The organism is Membranihabitans marinus (assembly GCF_021729155.1).
Taxonomy (GTDB): Bacteria; Bacteroidota; Bacteroidia; order Chitinophagales; family Saprospiraceae; genus Membranihabitans; species Membranihabitans marinus.
Genome location: NZ_JAJQYA010000032.1, coordinates 32340 through 58329, shown reverse-complemented (window position 1 = coordinate 58329; position 25990 = coordinate 32340). Strand labels below are relative to the sequence as shown.

Genomic DNA, 25990 nt, shown 5'->3' with positions numbered 1-25990 from the left:
TTAATTAAGCTGTTCATTTTACAAAAGGTTCATCTCGATTGATTACTGCATAAAGACGTAGTTGCTTGGTCGCTTACGATTTGGAAGCCAACGATTTTTCATTGGTACCAAGCAAATACATTGAGTTTGTGGACAAAGATAGCGGCATCGACTTCGACACCGAAATGAGACGCATACAGCAAGATTTCAAGACCCTGCTACAAGAGGAAAAAGACTCGCAAGCACAATTGATTAACGCTTTTAAAACCTTGGGCTACGAATTATGAGCAAGAAGAAAAAAATAGAAGTCCAAGGAAATGAAATTACCGTTATAGGCAATAATGAACAAGACTATATTTCATTAACGGATATTGCCAAACACAAAACAGATGACAGCAGTGCGGTCATTGGAAATTGGATGCGAAACCGCAATACCATTGAATATCTTGGTATTTGGAAAACCTTGTACAACCCCAATTTTAAACCCCTCGAATTCGAGGGGTTTAGAAACCAGTCCGGCTTGAATGCCTTTACGCTTTCACCTAAAAAATGGGTGGAGACGACTAATGCAACAAGAATCATTGTAAAAGCAGGAAGGTATGGTGGTACCTATGCCCACAAAGATATTGCCTTCAAATTTGCCAGTTGGATTTCTGTAGAATTTGAGCTATACATCGTTAAAGAGTTTCAACGTCTTAAAGAAGTAGAACAAAAGCAATTGGGTTGGTCTGCCAAACGAGAATTGGCGAAAAAATCAACTACCGCATTCATACCGATGCCATAAAAGAAAACCTTATTCCAAAACACCTAAGCAAAAAGCAAATTTCTTATGTCTATGCCAATGAAGCAGACATCTTGAATATGGCTCTGTTTGGAATGACAGCCAAACAATGGCGAGATAAAAATCCTGATAAAAAAGGAAACATAAGAGATGATGCCAATGCTTCACAACTGATTTGCTTAGCCAATTTAGAAAACCTGAATGCGGTGTTTATCAACGAAAGATTACCGCAAAGCGAACGATTGGCAAAGCTCATTCAAATAGCCATTAGCCAAATGAGCATTCTACTGCAAACCCACCCCCCATTGTTGAAACCCAAAAATACCGATGATGAATTATAAACGTTTGGGCGATTACATACAATTGGTGGATAACCGAAATAAGGTTATTATCTAACATTTAATCGTGGGAGATTTTACTGTGACGGGGTGTAGCGTAGCCCGGTTATCGCGCCGCGTTTGGGACGCGGAGGTCGCAAGTTCGAATCTTGCCACCCCGACTTAAAAACCTTGCTTTCATTAGAAAGCGAGGTTTTTTTTTGCCCTATTGACTCCATCCTATAAGAATATATTCCCCTCCTATCAGCGATATTACTATTGCCAACCTTCATAGTTATCAGAGCAAGCTAGAGAATATTCTGTAACCCAATTTTTGAATAACATTATAGGATACACCGCTGTGACTTGCTATAAAAACCCTTTACCTACATTAAACTATTCAACTTCTTCTATAGGCTATACAAAATAGATTTAAAATTAACGATCAGATAATTGGACGGTCAGATAATTCACCACAAAGTCTTTCAACGTGGACACAAAGTGATCGTAGTATGTTAATTAGGGAAACTTCATTCGGTCATTCTCATAATGTCTCCTGCTGGCGGGACTGCTTGGTAGGCGAGTGAAGTCATACCCATTGTGGCATGACGAGATTCCATGAAATGGATAGTCCAAATAAATAGTCGAATATCATAAAGCAAAGTTCTGATAGATATTTTCTGACAAAGTCAGTCCTCCCTCCAAACAATAAGAATTTCAAGGCTGTAATGGGTTTATTTGATATATGACACCTACTTCCTTTCCAAAGCCAATACTCAATTCCACTTATATTAAATTTTCTAAATTTCACATAATTGCAAAATTAAAATGCTATTTTAACCCACACCGCCGTCTGATTTATGGAAAAACTAAAATCATTAGCCTCAAACAAACTAAAAACCACTTCTATCGAGAATGAAATTTCTAGAACCTACATATTATTTTGACTTCAACAATGATTCCATCCAAATTCTGATCGCTGAATTTAAAACCGACACTTTATCTAATAAAGAAAAAGCGATTGCATTGTACAAAAAAGTACGTGATCATTGGAGGTATGATCCATACACCATCAGCCTTTCAAAAGAAAAGTACAGGGCAAGCCATATTGCCCAAAAACAGTCCGGAAATTGTGTAGAAAAATCAATCCTATTAATCGCCAGTCTCCGCGCCTTAGGACTACCGGCAAGATTACATTTAGGGAAAGTCAAGAATCATATTGCCGTCGAAAGATTAACAGAAAAATTTGGCTCAAATGAATTGACTCCCCATGGAATGGTCAACGTATTTCTTCATAATAAGTGGCTAAAAATGTCCCCTGCGTTTAATAATACCTTATGTGAGAAATTGAAAGTTGCACCCTTAGATTTCGACGGGGAAAATCATTCATTCTTACAACAATACAATAGTGAAGGAAGTCGATTTATGGAATACTTAGACGATTATGGATATTTTGATGATGTGCCTATTGATTTTATGATTAAAAATATAAAAGAACACTATCCTAATATATTTGACACAAAAGAAAAAATAATGGAATTTAAACTATAACCAGATCAATGCAAAATGATGGTGGTATGGAATTGCCTGTCCCCACCTGCTCATGAAATACCTATTAGATTTTCAGTTGAGGAGGGAGATTTATAAAACTATAAGACTCTATCATACAACAACTAATCTCCACCTAGACCTTTGTACCCAATGACTTAAAACATACCTCATTTCAATATATCGACAACTATGAGAACAATAATTTTGACAAGCTTAATAACCATTCTGACCTTTATTGAATCCTATTCGCAACCATTGGCATTCCCCTCTGCCGAAGGATATGGAAAATATACCGTTGGTGGACGCGGAGGCGATGTATATGAAGTCACCAATCTTAATGATTCGGGCGAAGGTAGCTTTCGATCCGCATTGGAAGCTGAAGGCGCTAGAACAGTTGTCTTCCGAGTTTCCGGTAATATAAAAGGCAATTTTAGTATTAATAATGACAGTATAACCATTGCTGGTCAAACAGCACCTGGAGATGGGATCTGCATAAGAGGCAATCTAGCCATCAGAGCCAACAATGTTATCATTCGCTATATTCGCGTAAGATATGACCCGTCCATGGGGGAAAATGATGGAATTGGGGGTAGATATCACAAGAATATTATCTTTGACCATGTATCTGCCAGTTGGAGTACCGATGAGACGATGACGCTTTACCATAATGAGCACACAACCGTTCAATGGTGCATAATTGCAGAAGCCTGCCCCAAAGGCAATACCGATGAACATAGATTTGGAGGGATATGGGGTAATAATTACGGTACTTGGCATCATAATCTTTTTGCACATAATGCGAGTCGCAACCCACGATGGGCATCAGGCTGTGGGTATAACGATTATAGAAACAATGTCATATACAACTGGGAGTATGCGAGTAGCTACGGTGGAGAAGCACATCAAAAGGGAGATAAACGCAATCCTCCCACTGAACATTCTACCATTAACATGATTGCAAACTATTATCAACCGGGACCCGCAACAGAATCGAAAGTGAGAAATACCATTACTGCTCCCTCATCTCGCAATGGAGATGCTGATGCAGGAAAATGGTGGGTTTCCGAAAATTTTGTAAAGGGTAGTCCACAAGTTACTGCGAATAACTTATTGGGCGTAACGAAGACAAGTTCAGCATACTTACTCAAAGAACCTTGGCCTGCAATGGCCATTAATCAACAAACGGCCGAAGAAGCATATGAGGCTGTACTTAAATATGCAGGTTGTTCCTTACCCACACGAGATAAGGTAGATAATGATATTATTGATGATGTAATCCAGGGTAGCGCAAAATATGGGAATCATGGCATTATTGACCATCCCAGTGATGTTGGTGGCTGGCCCGATCTTAAAAGCAGTACCGCCCCACTTGATAGTGACCATGACGGGATGCCTGATTACTGGGAAGAAAATAACCAATTAAATAAAAATTACCCTGATGATAGAAATAAAATAGCGCCAGATGGATATACTATGTTGGAAAAATATTTAAATAGTATTCCATAAATAAAAAACGCTGCAACAACATTTAATTTATTGAGAATACAGCGGTTATAAAGAAAGGTGATCTACATCAAATTGATTGACAATATTGACAAGATTGAAATAATTTTCACCCTATCTTATTGTCTGATGTATCGGGAGGAATAATTCAATAGTTTTAGAATTCAACAAAAGAAAAGTACTAGAACTCTTTCCTCATATATTTGACACAAAAGAAAAAACAATGGAATTTAAACTATAAAAACCTCCATCACTGGATAGGCTATATTAAACATCTAGCCTTCACCCACTTAGCAATTTATTCTTATAGATCCAGAACAAACATTCTGTTTTTTTATTTTAAATTTGGCATTAATACCAAATATTCTACCTCATTAAACACCAATGGTCATATAGAGATGAAAGCAGTAATTTATAAAAAATACGGGCCGCCAAAGGTCTTAGAAATGGTTGATATTCCAAAACCTCAACCAAAGGACAATGAAGTTCTGGTCAAAATATATGCAACTACTGTTACTTCTGGTGATGTAAGATTACGAAGTTCAAATTTTCCACCTCTGGTTTGGTTTCCGGCAAGATTAATATTTGGTTTATTTAAACCAAAAAAAGAAATTTTAGGCCACGAATTTTCTGGAATTATTGAAGCTATTGGCAAGGATGTCCATAAATTTAAAGTCGGGGATGAAATTTTTGCCACTCCAACTATGACCAATTCCGGTTCCTATACCGAATATATTAGCATTCCTCAAGATAGAAAAAAAGGGGTACTTGCCTTAAAACCAAAAACACTTAGTTTCAAGGAGGCTGCAGCCTTGCCAATTGGAGGAATGACAGCTCTCTTCTTGCTCAATAAAGCTAATCTCGGCAAAGGACAACAAGTACTAATCTACGGTGGATCGGGAAGTGTAGGCAGCTACGCCATCCAAATTGCCGCAAAACAAGACGCAAATGTAGTAGCGGTATGCAGTACTTCCAATTTTGACATGGTTAAATCACTGGGAGCAACTCGAGCGATAGACTACAAAAAGGAAGATTATACCACATGTGAAGATAAATTTGATATCGTGTTTGATGCTGTTGGAAAAACTTCCAAATCGAAAGCACAAAAAGTATTGAAACAAGGGGGGCGTTTTGCTTCAGTAAAATCCCTCACATCCCTAGACCAAGATCATTTGAATCAATTGAAAGAAATGGCAGAAATGGGTAAAATCAAACCATATATTGACCAAACTTTCTCCCTGTCTAATATCATTGAAGCTCACGAATACGTCGATAGTGGAAGAAAAAAAGGAAATGTCGTCGTTGAAATCATAAATACCGAGGATAAGTCGACGGAAGATATAGAGCATTAATAAGATTATGCCTTTATGTTCAAAATCAATATAATAACTAATTATTCTACATTCATCGCATTGCAATAAAATATAATCGCTATTGAATAAGGCAATTGCAGCGCAATTTTTAGGATATATATATTGAAGGGGAAGGCAATAAAAGTGGAGCGATGATGAAGCCGAAATATTTTTAGGGACAAAATCTAATTCCCTACTTACTTCTCTGAATATTAACTCTAATTGTCAAATTAAGTATTCACATCTGTAAAAATCCTACTTAAAATTACAGATAATGCATATATATGGATTACTACAGCGCAAATTTCCTATAAATCGCTAAAATAAATTTTTAATAAACTATAACCAACCTTATTCCAACAGAAAAATTATTGAACGACTTCGTTATGAAAATCCATAGTAGATCACAAAAGAGATTCCAAACACTTATGGTATAACAGGTTGGAATTAACTCTATTCAAGGTTAAAAAAAGATTTAAAAAGTTTAAACCATAATGGACAGAGGATGAGAATTAGCCAAATTAACTAGTAAGGCTAGAATTCGATTTTGACTTCCCATATCATCGTTAAATAAAATTAGACTATTTATTAATTCCGAATATTTATCAAAACCATTGCATAGAACTTATGTTGACTTATGCGATATACTTGGAAACACATTAAAAGACCATAATGAAAAGTTTAAAAGAACAAACTGATGCTAAAATAGCAGCGGGAAGAAAAGCCAAACCCGACTTCATGAAAGGTGTCGATGAGATTATTCAACAAGCTAAATCTTTTCAACAGGGCAGTGAGGCCATTAAAATTGGACAAAAAGCGCCAAATTTTGACCTCCCCAATCCGGAAGGTAGATCTATATCGTTGGAAGCCATGTTGGATAAAGGTCCTGTGGTGGTAACCTTTTATCGCGGAGATTGGTGCCCATACTGCAATCTTCAACTTAGGGCATTACAAGGGAAATTGAAGGAAATTCATTCTCTAGGTGCCTCATTAATAGCTATCAGTCCACAAGTACCAGATGGATCATTGACGAAAAATGAGATCAGTGAATTGGAATTTATTGTACTGTCGGACCAAGATGCCAAAATAGCTGAACAATATGGAGTCGCTTGGGAAGTACCTGAGTTTTTACTAGAACACATGAGAGTAGACAGGCAGCTAGATTTAGAATTAATAAATAATGGTAATGGCAGTGTATTGCCCATTCCGGCCACATTTATATTGAATTCTGATGGTGTAGTTACTTGGAACTACGTCAATGTGGATTATAGAAGCCGTTCGGAACCCGATGAGATTATTGAAGCTTTAAAAAATATATCTAAATGAGATATAGAGAGTGAATTTATTCTCATAGATAAGTCATTATAGCAGGATTCATTTTAAAATATAAATGGCAAATTGAATTGTATTTACACCACGGCTTTTTTATAAAAAGTAGAGTTGGGAAGAAATATGTCTGGGCAAGATGAAGTCCAGTTTTAGTTATGGCGCAGTGTGGAGAGGCAAGACTTTGCGATTCATTTGATATTATTTTAAGACGAAAGACATTGCCTCTCTAAATCCTCAAATTATAATAGTGTTGTCACTGCGCGGGATAGAGGCTATCTGGTAGTAGAGTTTTAAATATCCATAAATTTAATACTTACAATTCTGTTTATCAACACTTAGAAACACTTGATTACATTCACTGTTCATCACCATATCGACCAATGAATTGCTTCCAAATTCTGAGCCCTAATACGAATTACATTTATAATAAATTCTTCCCTAAAAAAGATTGGGATCATAGTTTAATAATCAGTAGATTCACCGTCGAAAAGTTCTTTACATAATTTCATCAAAAGGAAAAGGTTACACTTAACGTGCATTAATAGGGAATCTGGTGAAAATCCAGAGCTGTCGCGCAACTGTAAGTAACATTAGAAGGTTTTTATCCCAGCGGTCCACTATCCGTCATCACGGATGGGAAGGACGATAAAAACTGTTATAAGTCAGGAGACCTGCCTATTCCAATACGACTATGCTTTCGCGATCTAAAGCTCAGAGTCCGGTACGATGTCAATGAAAATCCAGTCTTGTGCAGAAAACTTCTGCCTTTTTGGAATTGACAGACCTCCCTCTACCCTTTTCTCGCCCACGGCATAGTAGAAATTCTGCTATGAGCTTTTAATAATTAATTCATTAAAAGTTAAAAGAGATGCAAACACAGAATCTAGGCTATCCGCGGATTGGTAGCAAAAGAGAATTAAAAAAAGCATGTGAAAAGTATTGGTCGGGAAAGATAAATCTTCACGATTTACAAGCCGTTGGCGCCGACATTCGGAAAAAAAACTGGCTGCTGCAACAAAAAATGGGCATTGACCTTATTCCCTCCAATGATTTCGCCTTTTACGATCAGGTCCTCGATATGTCCCTCACCGTAAATGCCATACCTGAACAATTCAGAGATCTACAGGCTCAGGAAGACTTTGACATCCTCGATCTTTATTTTGCCATGGCCAGAGGTTATCAAAAAGATGGATTTGACATCACAGCCATGGAAATGACAAAATATTTCGACAGCAATTACCACTACATCGTTCCAGAATTCAAAAAAGACCAGAAATTCAGTTTATTTTCCACTAAAATTATCGATGAATTTAAAGAAGCCTTGAAATTGGGTCTCGTTACCAAGCCCGTCTTGATTGGTCCAATATCATATCTTCTCCTCGGAAAAGAAAAAGAAGAAGGATTTCACCGCATCGAACTCATAGATTCCCTATTACCCGTTTATATTGATATTTTAAGTCAATTAGAAGCATTAGGTGCTGACTGGATTCAGCTCGATGAGCCTTTTTTGTCATTAGATCTAAGTCCAAAGGCACGGGAAGCTTTCTCGCAATGTTATACCGCGATCAGGCAAAAATTTCCTAAATTAAAAATTCTATTGGCAACATATTTTGAAGGATTGAGAGACAATATGGATTTGGCTTTATCCCTACCAGTATCTGCCTTACATTTGGATTTGGTCCGGGCACCTGAGCAATGGGTTGAAATAGCGGATAAAGTACCTGACTCACTAAGTATTTCTTTAGGCATTGTAGATGGTCGAAATATATGGAAAAATGACTTTCAAGCTTCATTGAAAATAATAGAAAATGCGGTAGAGGTATTGGGGGAAGATAGAATCTTAATCGGCCCGAGTTCATCCTTGCTTCACTGTCCCTGTGATTTAGATTTAGAAAAAAAGGAAGACATCCTCACTCCGGAGATCAAAAACTGGTTGGCCTTTGCCAAACAAAAAATTGGTGAAATATCCCTATTGCGATCGCTCGCAATAGGAAAAGAGGATAATGATAATATGGCTCTATACCGTAGCAATCAAGCTGCGATAGCAAGTCGTAGAACATCAACTTTAATACACAATGCGAGGGTTAAAAATAGATGCCTGGCCATCACCGATAGCGATGCCCATCGAAAAAAACCTTTTAGTCTGCGTCGAGCAGCCCAGCAACAATCCTTACAATTACCGCTTTATCCGACAACGACGATTGGTTCCTTTCCGCAAACCAAGTCCGTCCGTGGATGGCGGGCCAAGTACAAAAAAGGGCTTATATCCAAAACGGAGTACGAAAATCTCCTAAAAGAAGAGACTACTAAATCCATACGATGGCAAGAAAAAATAGATATTGACGTTCTAGTCCACGGTGAGTTTGAACGCAATGATATGGTGGAATACTTTGGAGAACAATTAAACGGATTTGTGTTTACCCAATTCGCTTGGGTCCAAAGCTATGGCAGTCGCTGTGTTAAACCTCCCATTATTTATGGGGATATTGAAAGGTCTCATTCAATGACTGTTGAATGGACGGCCTATGCGCAAAGTCTTACCCAAAAACCGGTAAAAGGTATGCTCACTGGTCCAGTCACTATTTTACAATGGAGCTTTGTGCGCAATGACCAACCTCGTTCTGAGACTTGCCAGCAAATTGCGTTGGCCATTAGAGATGAAGTAGTAGATCTTGAAAAAGAAGGTATTAAGATCATTCAAATCGATGAGCCAGCAATTCGCGAAGGCCTACCATTAAGAAAAAATGATTGGTCACAGTATTTGAATTGGGCAGTAAGAGCTTTTCGGATTGCCGCTTCGGGAGTTCGAGATGAGACTCAAATCCACAGTCATATGTGTTATTCCGAGTTCAATGACATTATTGAGAATATTAGAGACATGGATGCCGATGTAATCACCATTGAGTGTTCGCGTTCTCAAATGGAATTACTCGATGCCTTTGCTGAATTTAATTACCCCAATGAAATCGGGCCTGGAGTTTACGATATTCATTCACCTCGAGTACCGAGTAAAAAAGAAATGATAGATTTGCTGAACAAGGCAAAATCTGTGATTCCGGAAAATCAACTTTGGGTTAACCCCGATTGTGGCCTTAAAACCCGTGATTGGGAGGAGACCGAAAAGGCCTTGGAGTCTATGGTTGAAGCAGCTAAAGAAATGCGAAAAAGTTCGAAAGTGGTATTATAAAAATTAAAATGAAGCAAAACAAAGAGTCATATTGTCCGCGTTGTCTATTACCATTTGAGTGCAGGGTGGACAATATATCTTTGTGTCACTGTAATGCCATCATTTTAACCCATGAAGAAAAACAGTATATCGCTAAGCTATATCAAGGATGTTTATGCAATAAGTGCATTTTGGAACTAAAATCAGTCAAAAGGCAAACTAATCACTGACCACTGTTAACAAAAATATCAGTCAACTGCTTAGCTAAAAATGAGCTATTTAAAAATAGACTAACTGGCTATGGTTTAACTTACAAAGGTAAAGCAGACAATGGCTTAGCTGAAAAATATTTTAGTAAAAAATAGCCATTCAAGAAAGGATTGTTCTCCATCCTACCATGGTTTTTAGAATGCCAAAAAAAATTATTTCTCCTGTCACAAAACCTACATAAACTACTATTGAAGAACAAATTAAATACTTCTCTCCTATATTTTTAATGAAAAGGATTAGGTTTCGATTGGGTTTTATTGTTAAGCTCAATACCATTTCATTCTAATATCATCTGTAAATATACTTCTGGGTTATTTTCAGATACTCTCGGCAAGGATTTACAGAAGAATATCAACCTATACATTAATCTATGTACATTTTGAAAGTAATAAAAATAACTAGAATCTTATTACAGGAATATAATCCATAAATAAAAAAACATTTTATTTTTAAATTGAATAAAACTTTAAAAATGTATCTCAGACTTCTGAACTTAAAACTTAGTCTTTTCGATTCTATACTAGAATTCTGAGAATGTCTATATTTAATGTTGAATAGACCATATATGAAATGGATTTATAATTGTCCATATTCTCAAACAATAAAGATCCATTTAAAAGAGTATTATGTATTATACATTATACGAATAATATAAAGTCAAATATTAATCTTATCATCTGATATAAATTTATAATCACAATTAAAAATAACCAATAAAAAATATATTATGAAAACATCTTCCTACACAATTATTAGATTGGCCATAGCACTTAGTTTTTTCGGACATGGTCTGGTTAGGATGCCCAAACTAAATGGTTTCAGTGAATGGATGGTAAAGAATTTTGAAAATTCAATGATACCAAGTTCGCTTGTACAACCCTTTAGTTATGTGGTTCCCATCGCAGAATTAATCATAGGGCTTTTATTAATCCTGGGTTTGTATACCAAACAGTCTGCCATTGCAGGAGCCGTACTTATGCTGGCGCTGCTCTTTGGGACTTGTATGATTGAAAATTGGGGTGGTCTTCCCACACAATTTATCCACCTCGCTTTTCTGGTAGCCGTTATCCAATATAGTGAAGCCAATAAAATGTCTTTAGATTTCTATGTACGCAGAACTTTATAGGATTAAAAGTTGTATTTCATATTAGAATCTTCAATTTGCTGTCTATGAATTGGGGGTAGGATCAATCAAATGCAGAAGGTGTATTTGAGTCAAAAAAAAGTAAGCAAGCCGATAACCAAGATCGAGATAGACTGCTTCCAACCATTGGGGAACTAAAAGTGCAAGTTGATTTTTTAAAAAAAGCCTTGCGGTAAACACCATATCACAAAAGCGTAAGATGGTAAGCAAGGACCAGCCCAAATTAAGTATAAGTAAGTAGTATGCATTGATAGGATTAAACCGATATTATGCTGAATCGAAAGGATAACCGCAAAAAAAATGTATTCTATAAAAATAGAATACATTTTTAATTTCTACTATTCTACAATTTTTATATCAATAGAAGTTCTACTTTGCCATCCCGTTTCATCGGTCACCGAATAGCTACAGTGATAATCCCCGACATCGATATCGTCGGGGATATTTACATTAATATTTATTTCGTAATTGCGTGTCCCACCTTCTATAGTATAGTTTTCCAAAAAGATCAAAGGATTGACTGAAGACTTTTTAGGATATAACTCACATTCTTCTCCCTGATCATCATGGGTATGCTGGTCAAAATTGTGATGGATATCCAGACTATATGAGGCCAAAGCCTCATTATCACTAACCATGGCTTTGAAGTTATAGCTTTGTCCACGAGACAATTCTGCGCAGGCTTTTGGAAAACCATCACTATAATTGATAGTGATGGTAGGTTTTTCCTCATCTTTAGTGATGGATTCATCCTTTGAACAAGAAATTGAGAAAAGGAGGAATGACAATAGCCAAAATAAATTTAAAAATTTCATTATTCAGATTTACAATTAAAACAATTGGTATTTATATTCCAAAAATTACTCTGTAACATCAATATGGGTTTCATATTCATGAGTATTGCCCTCTTCATCCTCTACTGTAAAGACCACATGGTACTCTCCGGCTGGGGCAGTTGCAGGCACGTCAAAATGTTCGTGAAATTCAACTTCCGTCTCCTCGTGGTATCCATCTAAGAATTCAACCTCAAAATCCCATTCTACCTCACCATCTCCCACAGCCAAATCGTGGGCATGTGCATCGATAGAAATACTGTGGATACCGTGTACTGCATGGACCATAAAAGTCACGTGTACATCTTCACCACGCACCACCGACTCATCGATATCTACATCACTAATAGAGATGAGATCTACAATATCCAAATGCCCTTCGAGTTCCGTTACATTGCCCATCTCATCGGTAACCGTCAATTCGATATGGTATTCACCGCTGGGAATGTCACTCGGGATATCGATATGTTCGTGAAAACTGGGATTGAGAACTAAGTACTTTGCATCGGTATATACTTCCTCAAAGTCCCACTCTACTTCATCATCTCCTACAGCCAAATCGTGGGCGTGGATAGATAGCGTGATGCTGGCCACCTTAACCTCTGCACTAATCTCCGCTGCCAAATGAAGATCTGACCCCTTAATACCAAATAACTCCGTCGAATGTTCACTGCCTTCACCGTATTCAAAACTGACAATGGTAGGTGGGTTAATGGTGGTATCCTCGTCATCTTTACTACATGAAAAAAGCACCAATGTGAATAAAAAAAGAAATCCAAAAAGTTTAAAATTTGAAAGCATAACGTTCATTTTTACTGATTTTTATAATAATTATTTTTTTTAAAATGGAAATGTTAGTGAAAGGGATATATTTCGCCCAGGTTCGGGAACATCGATTAATCGATAGAAACTACTATGGTCAAAATATTGCACATCGAATAGATTGTTGACTTTTAATCTGATTTCCCAGGGTTGGGCATCTTTTATTATAGCCCAGTCGGCAACCCATGAAAAATGCCAAACACTGTATCCTTCAGTAATCTCTTCTGGAGGCACGATATTTTCCTGTGCACCAGTGATTCTAAAATCAGTGATTAGTTTTGAGTTTTTAAAAATGGCAAAATCCTTTAAATGGTAAACTGTAGAAAACAGGGCCGATACCGGTGGTGAAAAAGGCAGGGTAAATCCTTTTTTGGGACCACTCTGCTGTCTGGAAAATACATATTCACCTGAACCCTGAATTTGCCACTTGGATGATAAGTTAAGTTCTGCACTGATTTCCCCACCCCATCTAAAAACCTCTGCTTGAGTGTACTCATATATTTGAAGATTTTCATTGTATCGAGAAGTGGGGTTTAAATAAATATAATTGGTAAAATAATTGACAAAGGGACTGAGACTAACGGTGAAATTCCCCCTCCTGTGTTCCACTTCTACATCTATTTGATAAGACTCTTCGGCGTCTAGGTCTTGATTGCCCATTTCAAATCGAAACATGTGGTAATTCAAGCCATTGGAGACCAATTCCTTGGCCAAGGGCATCCTAAAACTTTTTCCTATGTTTATTTTAAAATTATTATTATTTCTAATATAAGACAGTCCAGTAGAAGCACTGATATTGCCAAAATGCAAACTGCCATCACTAGCTCTCTGTTGGTAAACATCTATCTGATTGCCCTCCTCATCATATTCAGGGCTAGGATACCAATCATAATACGACTTCGAGTCCATCACACCGTAGTCATAGCGTATTCCTGCAAGAAAATGTAAGTCTTCTTGAATTTCAAATTCGTCGAAAGCAAATAGTCCCAGACCGAAACTCTGATAAGCTGGAATCAAAAATCCCCACCCTCCAATACTGTTATTTTGATAATCCAAATTTACCCCAGTTGTTATTCGATGTCGGCTGTTGTATACAAATGCATCTGAAGCGTTAAGACTAATGCTAGACTTGTCGTAGATCCGTTCTTGGGTATTCGATGGCTTGGGCATATACCCATGGGCTGTGGGTTCCGAGTGTTCTTCTCGATGATTTAATTGATAGCCCAAATCAAAACTAAATAGGTGACGTCCACTGACGATAGTGGTAGTATTGGACAATTTAAAGTGGTTGACGCTGTGGAAGGGCAGATCAATATCGCGGTTTGAAGCATCGTAATCAATACTTGAGGTTCTTACTTCTAAACCATGGGCATTGGCAAAAAAACCGTTTTTCCCATTCACATTACTGACAAATGTTTCCGATTTAATGTTGTTATTTACATAACCGATGCTAAAATTCGCATTAGCTTCACGCCCTGCTGTATTTCTTAGATTGTTGTCGTGTAAGTCAAAAATATAGTTTTCATAAGATATTCTATCAGTCGGCACTTTATAGTCTCCATAATCTCTATAAGTCAGACGTCCTCGATAATACCACTTGTCTTTTCTCGACTGAATGCCGGCGGAAATTCCCAACAAATCGTTGTTGGTATCGCCCACTAAATTTATTTCACCATTTGTTGTCTTGGGCTGAGGAATTTCTGGAGGTAGTATATCGACGACTCCAGCGATGGCATCAGACCCGTATAGCAAAGAGGCTGGCCCCTTAATTATTTGTATATTTTCAATGCCAAATTGATCGATTTCCAATCCGTGATCGTTTCCCCATTCCTGGGCCTCGTGTTTGATGCCATTTTGAACAACGGCTACTCGGTTGAATCCCAAACCGCGAATTACGGGTTTTGACTGTCCCGCCCCAATATTAATAGAACTGACACCGGGGAGTTTTTTCAGGGTCTGCATCAATGTATTTTCTCTGTTCTGTGCCAAAAATTCTTCTGATACCAACTCGCTAATCGAGGTCGATTCTCTGTCCAATCTAGCATTGGTCTTTCCCGTTACTTGTACTTCAGCTATGACCTGGGAATAAGGACGTAAGGCGATATTCAACGACTTCATGCCCTCATCGAATACGATGGATATCGAAGTGTCAACAAAGCTCACATGTGATATTTTTATATGATGTAACCCTTTTGAAGAACAGGTAATTAAAAAATTGCCATCAGAATCAGACAGTGTTCCAAAATCTTCAAATATAATTGTGGCAGCTTCAATAGGTTCTTCATTTTCTGCATTGTATAACCTACCAAATAATTCATAGCCATCTTGAGCAAATGCCATAGAACTAGTGAAAATACACAATAATAAAATCAGGATTTTCTGAATATTCATAAATATATTCATTGAAATTGAAGAATCGGACAGCAAAGCCATCAATGATTTAAAATGCAGAATTAGTCATAAAAATCGGTGGTATCAATCATCTACATAAGAGGAAATATCTCTGGAAGGGAAATTGAATCAATGCTTAGATTTAATTTCCAACATCCTCAATAAATCTAATCTCCGTTCGATTCAAAAAAAACCGAACCTAGAGACATCATCATTACCAAATTGAGGTGTTATTTAACAAAGGACTGGAGGAGGTCGAGAAAATAATTGATTGACTTCGATGGTAGATGATACCGAAATATGGTATTCACTGGTCTTCTCTTTTGGAAAAAAGATATCGATTTCATCTTGTTGAGCATCTCCTATGTTACAATATAGTACTGGAGTTAGATGAACAGTTACGGCATAGTCGCATGTAGCGCATTGCTCACTGTGATCTCCCTGTCCTGCATGTGACATAAAATGCAGGGTGGTCAATTTCATCGAAATGAAAAAAACCAAAAAAAGACAGGAAATTATATTTTTAAAATAACCACTCATTCAATCCACCAATATTCACATCACCAACAACGGATGATAGTCAATAAAATATACTTTAACAAGATTCACAATCACATACTCAGTTCACAATCCATTAATCTGTGCTAACCATTATCGAAGTCTACATTTTCATTCAATGAACACAGATATTTTCAACAAAAATACTATTTCTTTTTCTAAATGCAATATGGTTGCATTATTATTAACACATAATAATAAACATTTTAATCTGAGGATATTGAATATAGACAGGCTATAACTCTTGATTCATATATGGTTCGCCTACTGTATAGTTATCACTTAGACAATAATCTAGGCTATCAGATCGAATTCCTATTGAGAAAAGATTTAATTTTATTATAAATTCATTAACAGGATTCAGTATAATTATCATACCAATCCATTCAAAAAACGAACTGGAAATTGACTAAATTATTCAAAAATACAAAGCTTTTTAAATACTATTTGAAGGAGAAACGCGACTGGTAAGGAAAGCGATTGAGAAATATTCCTTTGACAAAAAGCTTGAATAAATGACAACTTCAGAAAAAGAAAAAATTACTTTGGAATTATAGTAAACTATCATCGAATTCCACTTCATTATAATTATTTTAGATAATGCGTTAAATCGACCTCTGTCTGACTTTAAATACATTTGATATTTCTTCTGATTTGAATAAGGTTGAAAGAGAAGAATGTTAATCTATATTAAATGAAGTATAAGTAAATGAGGTAATTGAATAGAAACTTTCCAAAAAAACCTCTTGAAGTTAAAAAGGTTGAAAAATTCATTAAAAGTAAAAAAACCATCTAAATAACAAGAGAAATTGGGGCCACTAAAAATTACTTCATCCATTAAATAATGATTAATCTAGGTAAAGTTGAGCGAACCCTAGTAAGGAAAAAGATAGATATGAAAAGGAGAAAAACGTGTCGTTAAATATTATTCTCGGATTTGGATACAAAAACCGCGAATATGGCAACAGCACTATTTATTTTTCTGTTCACTTTTGTATAAAATAATAGTTACATCAATGAATTCAGCAAAAATTGCATTAATTACAGGAGGAAGTCGAGGCTTGGGCAAAGACATGGCCGTACGACTCGCACAAAAAGGTATGGACGTCATCATCACCTATCATTCCAACTTAATGGCCGCTCGAGAAGTGGTATCCACCATTGAAAACATCGGTCAAAAGGCAAAGGCTTTTCAATTGGATACCAGTGACATAAAAATGTTTGATGGATTTATTGAAAAGTTATCGTCTTACCTTAGTGAGGAATACGGAAAACCTCATTTTGACTTTTTAATCAACAATGCTGGTACAGGGATATATCAACCATTTCTAAAAACCACTGAAGCACAATTTGATGAGATGATGAACATTCATCTTAAAGGCGTGTATTTTCTTACCCAAAAATCTGTCCCTTTGTTAAATGACGGAGGGAGGATTATCAATATCTCATCTGGTTTAACGCGGTTTACTTTTCCCAACTCCTCAGCCTACGCCGCTGCGAAAGGAGGAATAGAAGTATTCACTAAATATTTGGCCAAAGAACTGGGACATCGAAAAATCACAGCCAATACCGTTGCCCCTGGAGCAGTAGCTACTGACTTCGGTGGTGGAGAAAATAAAAACAATGAGGTAAAAATTAAGGCCATTTCCAACTTTACCGCCCTAGGTCGAGTTGGAGAAACAGAAGACATTGGCGGCGTGGTTGCTTTTTTATGCAGTCCAGAAGCCAATTGGATCAACGGACAGAGGATTGAAGTATCTGGAGGTTTAATGTTGTAAATTTTACTGAAGCATACCAAATTACGTAAAATAGAAACCATACAAGGATTTCATAAGATAAGGGGACTATCTAGTCCCCACCACCCATTGGTAAGTTTGATTGACTATGGTCGGACAAAGATATTTCCAGAACATATTGGAGAAGTCTGGCAGTTTGGTTTCTATTCCATCGGCGTCAAGCGCAATGTAGGCAGTCTGCGCTATGGGCAACAAAAATATGATTTTGATGAGGGTTTAATGTCATTTATATCTCCTGGTCAATTATTGAGTATAGAGAAAAATCAAAAGGACAACTTGCAACCATCAGGTTGGTTATTACTCATCCACCCCGATTATATATGGAGTACCTCATTGGCTTCATCTATTCACCAATACGATTTTTTTAATTATTCGATTAACGAAGCCCTCTTTATGTCTGCGGTGGAAGAAACCGTTATCGAGGGCATATTTCAAAATATACAACATGAAATTCAATCCAATATTGACCATTTTAGTCAAAACATTATCATTGCTCAAATAGAACTCCTTTTACAATATGCGGAGAGATTCTATCAACGTCAATTTATTACACGAAAAAAAACAAACCACGACATCTTAAGTCGAATAGAAGAACTATTAGATTCATATTTCGATGACCATTCAGATAATGATGGTGGATTACCCACAGTGACTGACCTGGCCCAAGCCCTCCACCTATCCCCCAATTACTTAAGTAGTCTACTAAAAAGTATAACAGGACAAAACACACAACAATTTATTCACGAAAAACTCATTGAAAAAGCCAAAGAAAAACTTTCTACGACCGACTTATCCATTGGTGAAATTGCCTATAGTTTAGGATTTGAACACGGTCAATCCCTTAGCAAATTGTTTAAGTCGAAAACCAATACCTCGCCATCGGCCTTTAGAGCTAGATTCAGGGATTAAGTAATCTTTTTGGAAAACCGATCTAAAAGTAATGCCCAATAATTCCCACTTTTTTAAAACAATAAATCGACATTATAAAATAAATATCTACTTGTTTTTTACTACATTGTTTGGAGCACAGCGACCTATATCGATTGATGGAGAGATAAATTTATCCCCATAAAAATAAAGGAAACGAAGATCAATCGCAGAAATAAATCAAAATTCAGATAGGTTTATTCTGACCATTTGAAATACTTGATTGAAATTGAAAAAACCCTGAAGGGGCGTAGTCTAATAGCATAGGGTGCAACCCTATGAAAGATAGTTTATTCAATTATGAAGTCCTGAAGGGACGACATAATAAATTAAGTTAAAATCCAGTCTTGTCCATTTATATACAGTGTTGTCGCAGAGCAATGGCTAAAAACCTGTCGAATTGCGTTGCAGTCACGTCTCGGCACAGTGGCAAAAAATCTATCGAATGAGGTTGCAGTCACGCCTCGGCACGGTGGCCTCGGTTCCTTCATCTAGGCTCACCCACCCGGAGCACAGTGGCTCCGGTTCCTTCATCCAATCCACATTTACTGGATTGGGTTGTCCTCCGGACAACTTCATTCAGTCATCCTTTGGGCAACTTCATTCGGATATTCAAAATCTTCACAGCAATAAAGCTATGATTTTCAATTAGATTTATTTTCATTGATATTATTATTGTAATTTACCATCACAGGTTGATCCTAGGACAGTCAACCTACATTTTTCACTATTTTACAAACCTAGATATACAAATTAAAGTATTGACCTAAACTCATGAAAAAATCAAATTCTAAATATGTCCAATACAGCATTGAGGCAATTCCCCCCTTTAATGATGTGATTTCTCATTTTTATTTTGCCGAAAACAAGTCTGACCAAATCATTCGAAAAACTTTACTTCCCTCCTATCAAACTATATTAATCTTTAATTTTGGCTGTAATGCATTGCTGCATTCCAAACAGAACACATCGATTAAAATTAAAAAAAATTTGGTTTTAGGACCTATAAAACAGAGCTTTGACTATAGTCTTCCACCAAACGCATCAATCCTAGTGGCCAATTTTAAAGATGATGGATTTTACCGTTTCTTTGGAATGGCATCTATCGATGACAAAAGAGCCATTCCTACCGATAATTTAGTGAAAGAAAACTGTTTTACAACCTTATGGACCGACCTCAATAGAATAGACAGTGTTCAAGAAAGAGTGGATTACATCATAGAGTTTTGTAAACCTTACCTCAAGGACGGTGATGTGATTACAAAACAATTGACCCACTTTAATGATCACAACCTCAATCCCATTAAAGCCATTGCAAGTGCAAATAATCTTTCAGAACGCAGTCTTCAAATCAAACACAAAAACCAATTTGGATACTCAGCAAAAGAAATAAATCGCTATCGCAGATTCACAAAGGTCATACAATTGATACAAGAAATGACGCCTTCAACCTCAAAAGTAGATTGGTTTGACATAATTAATGCCTGTGGATACTATGACCAAAGCCAACTCATTCATGACTTTAATCATTATCTCAACCTTAGTCCATCTAAATATCTAAAATTTCAGCATGACATCTGTAATCCAATGATTTGACTTCGTTTTCTTACAATTTTAGCCAGTGATTAACGCATAAATTTGTTTTATCGAATAAAAAATAGAACAATGAAACACTTAATTATTTATGCCCATCCCAATCCAGAAAGTCTAAATAGTCATTTAAAGGACACATTATTGGAATATTTACAACATGTCGACAACGAAGTCGTGGTCAGAGATCTATACCAGCTACATTTTGATCCGACACTTTCATTAGAGGACATGGCTGGACAACGTAAAGGAGAAGTGAGCCAAGATGTAAAAACCGAACAAGATTATATAACTTGGGCCGATTGTATCACCATTATCCATCCTATTTGGTGGACAGGATTGCCCGCCATTATGAAGGGCTATATCGACCGGGTGTTTAGCTATGGCTTTGCCTATCGATATGATAAAGGCGTACAAAAGGGATTGTTGACAGGAAAAAAAGTCGTCATTATTAACACCCACGGAAAATCCAATGCCGAATACAAAGGCATAAAAATGGATAAAGCCTTATCTCTGACTTCTGATACAGGAATATATGCCTATAGCGGATTGGACATTTTGAATCATTTTTTCTTCGACCAAGCCGATAGAGCTACAGCGGAAAATATAGGAGTTTGGGAAAGAGAAATAATTTCAACTTTTAAAAGCGAATTCGATATCGCCATCATCGAAAGTAAACAATAATACAAACACTACAAGGTGATCGAATTAAATAGACAACCCTAAAATTTACATCTTTTTTGAGAACTATGCACAGTGATTGGCGTATTTCGAGACTCCCAACAATATCATTTTTTCTTCCTCTGTCAAATCAATATTGTATTTTATACCAAACATCAATTTCTTAACTTGATTTAATTTCTTTTCCTTTTTTTACCAACTAGGTTTAGTATTTTAGTATTTCATAATTAAAGAATTTAAAATCAAATACTATGACGACTTTAATAGTTGGTGGAAATGGAGTTACGGGAAGCCAAGTCGTCGAACAACTTCTAATAAGGAATCAAGAGGTAAGAATCATTGTACGATCAGCGGAAAAACTACCTCAATCTTGGAAAGACCACGACAATCTCAAAATAATCGAGGCTAGTATTTTAAACATGGAAAAAGCCACACTATCCAACCATTTATCTGGATGTAATGCAGTAGTCTCCTGTTTGGGTCACAATATGAGTTTGAAAGGTATATTTGGACCACCCCAAAAACTAGTTACCGATGCCATCCGCAAGCTTTGTCATGGTTTGAACGAGCAAGAATCATCGAACCGTCCTATAAAATTTATTTTAATGAATTCTGCTGGCCATAGAAATCAAAATGAAGTTATATCCCTAGGACATAAAATAGCACTATACATCATTAGAAACCTCCTTCCACCTCATCGAGACAATGAATGTGCTGCATCGTTTTTGAGAGATAACATAGGCCCTGATAATCATTCTATAGAATATGTCGTAGTTCGTCCAGACACCTTGATAAACGAAGAAAAGGTAAGTGATTACTCCGTATTTCCTTCTCCGACCAGAAGTGCAATTTTCAATCCCGGAAAGACCAGTCGGATCAATGTCGGTCATTTTATGGCTGAATTATTAACCGACGAAAATCTTTGGACTCAATGGAAGGGGCAAATGCCAGTAATTTATAATAAATCAGCCATTTAAATGGATTGTCCTATTATACGAATGACATTTATAATTAACGGTAATCTTTCGATTTATTGTAGAGCCGCAATGCCAACCCATCCGAAACACTGAGGTTTCGGCTCCTTCATCAAATGCCCTCAGTGGGCATTTGGTAGTCTTTCAGACTACTTCATTCAGTCGTGGCTTAAATATTGTGGATTAAGACGTAATGCTATACTGGTAGTAGTATCTTAACAAGGAATTCCAGGGCAATCACGCCTCGGCTGGCTGGCCTCGGTTTTACCCGGAGCGCGGTGGCTCCGGTTCCTTCGCCGAATGTCCATTTAGGACATTCGGTTGCTCTTCGAGCAACTACGCTCAGTCATACCAAAGGTCGATTTACGACCTTTGATTGCTCAAAGAGCAATTTTGTTCAGTCATAGCCTCGTCAAACGGCCAACCCATCCGTGAGGCTGAGCTCACGGCTCCTTCGCTGAAAGTCGATTTACGACTTTCAATGCTACGCATCTTGCTCAGTCATCTCTAAATCTTTTCCATCATTATAAAATGTAATTCGTATTATACGGAATACAATAGTGAATTCATAAAGACTGAAGTTTTCATATATCAACCGTCTTCACCATCCACATTAAATCCTATTCAATTAAAATTTTAAAAATATAATTTTATTTTAACCATAATACAAAATCAATATCAGTATTATTGTCTATAATCTATCCTAATAATACGAAATGGATTGACTCCTTGCTACCTACATAACTAAAACTAAACGAGATCTATTATGGACCATCATTTTTTAAAACATATATTTAAAACGCCAGAATTTACACCGGAAGAACTAAACAGTATCATTTCAAAATTTAAACCGATACTTTTTTCTAAAAATGATTTTCTACTTAGGGAAGGTCAAACCGAAAATCACTATTGGTTTATAGAATCTGGCTTTGTTCGATCCTATGTGATCGACACCAATGGCAACGACATAACTACCCACTTTTATGCCCAAGGCGACATAGTTATCGATTGGCCATCATTCTTCTTGCGCAGTCCCACACGAGAAAATATTCAAGCCCTATCAGATTGTCGATGTTGGCAATTGGACTTCGATACATTTCAAGAGCTTTTTCACGGCCTTCAATCATTTCGAGAACAAGGTCGAACAACCTTAGTCTCCAGCTATTTTGCGCTTAAGAACCAGACCGTTTCAATGATTGCCGATCAAGCTAAAACTAGGTATATTCAACTCATCACCCATAAACCACATATTGTTCAAAATGTATCGCTTAAGCATATTGCCACTTATTTGGGGATAACAGATACTTCTCTAAGTAGGATTCGAAAGGAAATTTCGAACGAATAGTTTTCTTGTCATAGGACAAGATTTCTTCACCTTAAACCCTGTAGATTTGATCCATTATTAATCACAAAAGATGAAAAATGGAAAATTTACAAGACTTTATCTTGCTTTTTAGAATGACACAGACCGATAATATTCCCAGTCCTACAGAACTGGCAAATATGGAAAAACAATGGACTTCCTATATTGGGACTATAGCTGCCAATGCCAGATTGGTGGCCACACATAGACTGGGATATGAAGGCGGCTACATCGAAAATAATGGAGAGGTAAAATCAACCATCTACAGCGCCAATAATGAAATAATAAGCGGTCATATGATCATCAAAGCTGTGGATTTGAACGAAGCCAATGACATAGCTAAAAAATGTCCCATTCTCAATATAGGTGGTACAGTAGAAGTCAGAACCACCATACCCATGAATGCCTAAACACAACATATATGAAAACCATATTCAATCCAAATCACAGAGCAGAAATTATCAAAAGGATACAATCCCTCGACAAAGATGCTTCAGCCCAATGGGGCAAAATGTCATGTTACCAAATGATGGTCCACTGCAGAATGAGTGAAGAAATGTTTCAAGGGATAACTACCTACCCCAGATTATTCATCGGTCGATTGTTTGGCCCTATGGCGTTGAAATCCATATTAAAAGATGATGCCTTCCTAAAACCCAATTCACCCACCCATCCCCTACTTAAAATAACTGGAGATGGAGACATAGAGGTTGAACGCAAAAAATGGATAACCTTAATAGAAAACTATCAAGATTTTTCAATAAATCAATTTATACATCCATTTTTCGGGAAAATGAATAAGGAAGATATGGGGATTTATCTTTATAAACACAATGATCATCACCTAAGACAATTCGGACTATAATTTTCAAACCTATTGATCTTGTCCTCTCGGTTGTCACTTATATTAAGTGACGACCGAGAGGATATCTTTTATCAGGGCAGTGTTTGCCTATCAGTGAAGTCGTAGTCCTTATAGCAAAAATTGGCCCAATAAAATATATAAACCTCTTGAAGAAGTAAATTCTATTAACCATTCAGTTGATCAAAAAGTCAACTTTTTGTTATCTAGAAAATAAGTTAATTTCTAATGAGTTATAAAAATGGCTGAATATTGATACCGTCGATCACTGGTTTGAGGTATTACACGAAGATAATACAAACCAGAAGGATAAGAACTGACATCAATTTGACTCACATTTATATACTCATCCAATATGCGTCCATACTGATCTATAAGTTTAACTTGAAAATTGGGATAAGTCTCATCGCTATTTACATGCAGGGTCTCTGACACTGGATTGGGGTAAAATGTAAAATTATCGATAGCAATCTCGTGATTTGAGGTTAAAACCAAGGCATCGGTTGCCGTACACCCATTGGCATCGGTGACTACGATACTCAACTGATTTCCACTCCGTTGAAATTCTGCCTCATAAGGGGGCAATCCTCCCATCACGGTATAGGTAGAATCTTCCGCCAGGCTGACTTCAATAGGCGCAGAATACAAATAGGAAACATTATCTCCGAATACACAAAATTCATCTTTTTCGATGGTCAAATAACTGATCGATTCGCCAGCCAAAAGGTCGACACAATGACCTTCAACCTTAGAAGTCCCCATTTCGGTATTGACATCCCAAACTATCTTCGCATTAGAAAAAGAATCTATACATATTTGATTTACCGTATCTGTAGCACAGTATTGATAATCTGACAAATCTTCGATAAAATTCAATATATCTGAACATTTACATTCATCGCTTAAAATAATCCATCCTTTATTTTCGATTAAATCCGCTCTTGCAGTCGATCCCTGGCAATAACTAATATTGGCAGCTGAAAATATTTTGTCTTCATATCCCCCATTAGACCAACCGATCAAGACACTGTCATAGACCTCTGTTGTCATGCCAGAAGAATCCAATAATGGAAACATGAATTCCACATTAGAAATATCCCAGTTGCCGATATTTTGATTAAAAGATGTAGCAAAAGCAAACATTGCTGTCATATCTATAACGCTTGATACATCCCAGCTGTCAATATCACCATTCATCAGATTAGCATTTGAAAACATAGCGTACATATCTGTAACATTGGAAACATCCCAGCTGCCGATATTTTGATTGAAAGATGATGCCGATGTAAACATTAATGACATATCTGTTACGGCAGAAACATCCCAACTGCTAATATCTTGGTTAAACAAACTGGCACCGGCAAACATTAAAGACATGTCTGTCACTCCAGAAACATCCCAACTGTCAATATTTTGATTAAACGAAGAGGCGGCTTGAAACATAGAAACCATAGAAGTCACATTGGACACATCCCAATCCCCAATATCGCTATTAAATAAATGGGCATTGTTGAACAAATTCGACATTTCAGTAACATTGGAAACATCCCAATTTCCTATATCTCGATTAAATGCTGTCGCAAAGGCAAACATTCCAAACATATCGGTAACGCTGGATACTTCCCAACTATCAATATTTTGATTAAACGAAAACGCGGCTTGAAACATAGAAACCATAGAAGTCACACTGGACACATCCCAATCCCCAATATCGCTATTAAATGAATGGGCATTGTTGAACAAATTCGACATTTCAGTAACATTGGAAACATCCCAATTTCCTATATCTCGATTAAATGCT

At 36.8% G+C, this 25990-nt stretch carries 22 protein-coding genes, 1 tRNA gene, 1 pseudogene and 1 riboswitch; of the genes and pseudogenes, 19 read left to right on the top strand and 5 right to left on the bottom strand.

The window, feature by feature from the left end:
* The first annotated feature begins 65 nt into the window (after positions 1-65).
* The 10 genes and pseudogenes from LVD51_RS16330 (at position 66) to LVD51_RS16285 (ending at position 11374) form a co-directional block, all read left to right on the top strand.
* Positions 66-266 (top strand): hypothetical protein, encoded by a 201-nt coding sequence (locus tag LVD51_RS16330; protein WP_236972432.1) that lies wholly within the window; start codon positions 66-68, stop codon positions 264-266.
* Positions 263-1101: pseudogene (locus LVD51_RS20155) on the top strand (KilA-N domain-containing protein). Before LVD51_RS16330 ends, LVD51_RS20155 begins: the two are co-directional and overlap by 4 nt.
* Before the next feature lie 83 nt (positions 1102-1184).
* Positions 1185-1259, top strand: a tRNA-Pro gene (locus tag LVD51_RS16315).
* Positions 1260-1992: 733 nt separating this feature from the next.
* Positions 1993-2628, top strand: coding sequence for a transglutaminase-like domain-containing protein (locus LVD51_RS16310; protein ID WP_236972429.1), 636 nt, complete (start codon positions 1993-1995; stop codon positions 2626-2628).
* 189 nt (positions 2629-2817) lie between these two features.
* Positions 2818-4134, top strand: coding sequence for a pectate lyase family protein (locus LVD51_RS16305; protein ID WP_236972428.1), 1317 nt, complete (start codon positions 2818-2820; stop codon positions 4132-4134).
* A gap of 395 nt (positions 4135-4529) precedes the next feature.
* Positions 4530-5483, top strand: coding sequence for an NAD(P)-dependent alcohol dehydrogenase (locus tag LVD51_RS16300; RefSeq protein WP_236972427.1), 954 nt, complete (start codon positions 4530-4532; stop codon positions 5481-5483).
* Positions 5484-6155: 672 nt separating this feature from the next.
* On the top strand, positions 6156-6809 hold the full coding sequence (locus tag LVD51_RS16295; RefSeq protein WP_236972426.1) for a peroxiredoxin-like family protein: 654 nt from the start codon (positions 6156-6158) through the stop codon (positions 6807-6809).
* Positions 6810-7314: 505 nt separating this feature from the next.
* Positions 7315-7505, top strand: a riboswitch (cobalamin riboswitch).
* A 175-nt stretch (positions 7506-7680) separates the two neighbouring features.
* Entirely contained in the window at positions 7681-9999 is a 2319-nt protein-coding gene (gene metE / locus LVD51_RS16290; protein WP_236972425.1) for a 5-methyltetrahydropteroyltriglutamate--homocysteine S-methyltransferase, read from the top strand.
* An 8-nt stretch (positions 10000-10007) separates the two neighbouring features.
* Positions 10008-10208, top strand: a complete 201-nt coding sequence (locus tag LVD51_RS20255; protein ID WP_394803186.1) for a cysteine-rich CWC family protein — start codon at positions 10008-10010, stop codon at positions 10206-10208.
* Between the two features lie 767 nt (positions 10209-10975).
* Positions 10976-11374: a DoxX family membrane protein gene (locus tag LVD51_RS16285; protein ID WP_236972424.1), complete on the top strand. Its 399-nt coding sequence runs from the start codon at positions 10976-10978 to the stop codon at positions 11372-11374.
* 356 nt (positions 11375-11730) lie between these two features.
* Here the strand turns inward: LVD51_RS16285 and LVD51_RS16280 are convergent, their stop codons facing one another.
* The 4 genes from LVD51_RS16280 to LVD51_RS16265 all read right to left on the bottom strand — a co-directional run bounded on the left by LVD51_RS16280 (position 11731) and on the right by LVD51_RS16265 (position 15921).
* On the bottom strand, positions 11731-12207 hold the full coding sequence (locus LVD51_RS16280; RefSeq protein ID WP_236972423.1) for a DUF4625 domain-containing protein: 477 nt from the start codon (positions 12205-12207) through the stop codon (positions 11731-11733).
* Positions 12208-12252: 45 nt separating this feature from the next.
* Positions 12253-13026 (bottom strand): DUF4625 domain-containing protein, encoded by a 774-nt coding sequence (locus tag LVD51_RS16275; RefSeq protein WP_236972422.1) that lies wholly within the window; start codon positions 13024-13026, stop codon positions 12253-12255.
* 39 nt (positions 13027-13065) lie between these two features.
* The gene (locus LVD51_RS16270; protein ID WP_236972421.1) at positions 13066-15438 is read right to left on the bottom strand and encodes a TonB-dependent receptor; all 2373 of its coding nucleotides are present in this window, start codon (positions 15436-15438) and stop codon (positions 13066-13068) included.
* 234 nt (positions 15439-15672) lie between these two features.
* Positions 15673-15921, bottom strand: coding sequence for a hypothetical protein (locus LVD51_RS16265; protein ID WP_236972420.1), 249 nt, complete (start codon positions 15919-15921; stop codon positions 15673-15675).
* A gap of 1091 nt (positions 15922-17012) precedes the next feature.
* On the opposite strand from LVD51_RS16265, the gene LVD51_RS16260 reads away from it, so the two are divergent.
* From LVD51_RS16260 to LVD51_RS16220, 9 genes are all read left to right on the top strand, one after another.
* On the top strand, positions 17013-17774 hold the full coding sequence (locus tag LVD51_RS16260) for an SDR family NAD(P)-dependent oxidoreductase (RefSeq protein ID WP_236972419.1): 762 nt from the start codon (positions 17013-17015) through the stop codon (positions 17772-17774).
* An 87-nt stretch (positions 17775-17861) separates the two neighbouring features.
* Positions 17862-18701: a helix-turn-helix domain-containing protein gene (locus LVD51_RS16255; protein ID WP_236972418.1), complete on the top strand. Its 840-nt coding sequence runs from the start codon at positions 17862-17864 to the stop codon at positions 18699-18701.
* Between the two features lie 463 nt (positions 18702-19164).
* Positions 19165-19371 (top strand): hypothetical protein, encoded by a 207-nt coding sequence (locus LVD51_RS16250; RefSeq protein WP_236972417.1) that lies wholly within the window; start codon positions 19165-19167, stop codon positions 19369-19371.
* A 122-nt stretch (positions 19372-19493) separates the two neighbouring features.
* Positions 19494-20315, top strand: coding sequence for a helix-turn-helix domain-containing protein (locus tag LVD51_RS16245; RefSeq protein WP_236972416.1), 822 nt, complete (start codon positions 19494-19496; stop codon positions 20313-20315).
* A gap of 69 nt (positions 20316-20384) precedes the next feature.
* The gene (locus tag LVD51_RS16240; RefSeq protein WP_236972415.1) at positions 20385-20993 is read left to right on the top strand and encodes an NAD(P)H-dependent oxidoreductase; all 609 of its coding nucleotides are present in this window, start codon (positions 20385-20387) and stop codon (positions 20991-20993) included.
* Positions 20994-21241: 248 nt separating this feature from the next.
* Entirely contained in the window at positions 21242-21967 is a 726-nt protein-coding gene (locus LVD51_RS16235; protein WP_236972414.1) for an NAD(P)-dependent oxidoreductase, read from the top strand.
* Positions 21968-22730: 763 nt separating this feature from the next.
* Positions 22731-23309: a Crp/Fnr family transcriptional regulator gene (locus tag LVD51_RS16230; protein WP_236972413.1), complete on the top strand. Its 579-nt coding sequence runs from the start codon at positions 22731-22733 to the stop codon at positions 23307-23309.
* Between the two features lie 77 nt (positions 23310-23386).
* The gene (locus tag LVD51_RS16225) at positions 23387-23737 is read left to right on the top strand and encodes a YciI family protein (RefSeq protein ID WP_236972412.1); all 351 of its coding nucleotides are present in this window, start codon (positions 23387-23389) and stop codon (positions 23735-23737) included.
* Positions 23738-23748: 11 nt separating this feature from the next.
* On the top strand, positions 23749-24192 hold the full coding sequence (locus tag LVD51_RS16220) for a DUF1569 domain-containing protein (protein WP_236972411.1): 444 nt from the start codon (positions 23749-23751) through the stop codon (positions 24190-24192).
* A gap of 222 nt (positions 24193-24414) precedes the next feature.
* Here LVD51_RS16220 and LVD51_RS16215 read toward each other — a convergent pair.
* A partial coding sequence (locus LVD51_RS16215) for a BspA family leucine-rich repeat surface protein (RefSeq protein ID WP_236972410.1) occupies positions 24415-25990 on the bottom strand: 1576 nt, incomplete at its 5' end.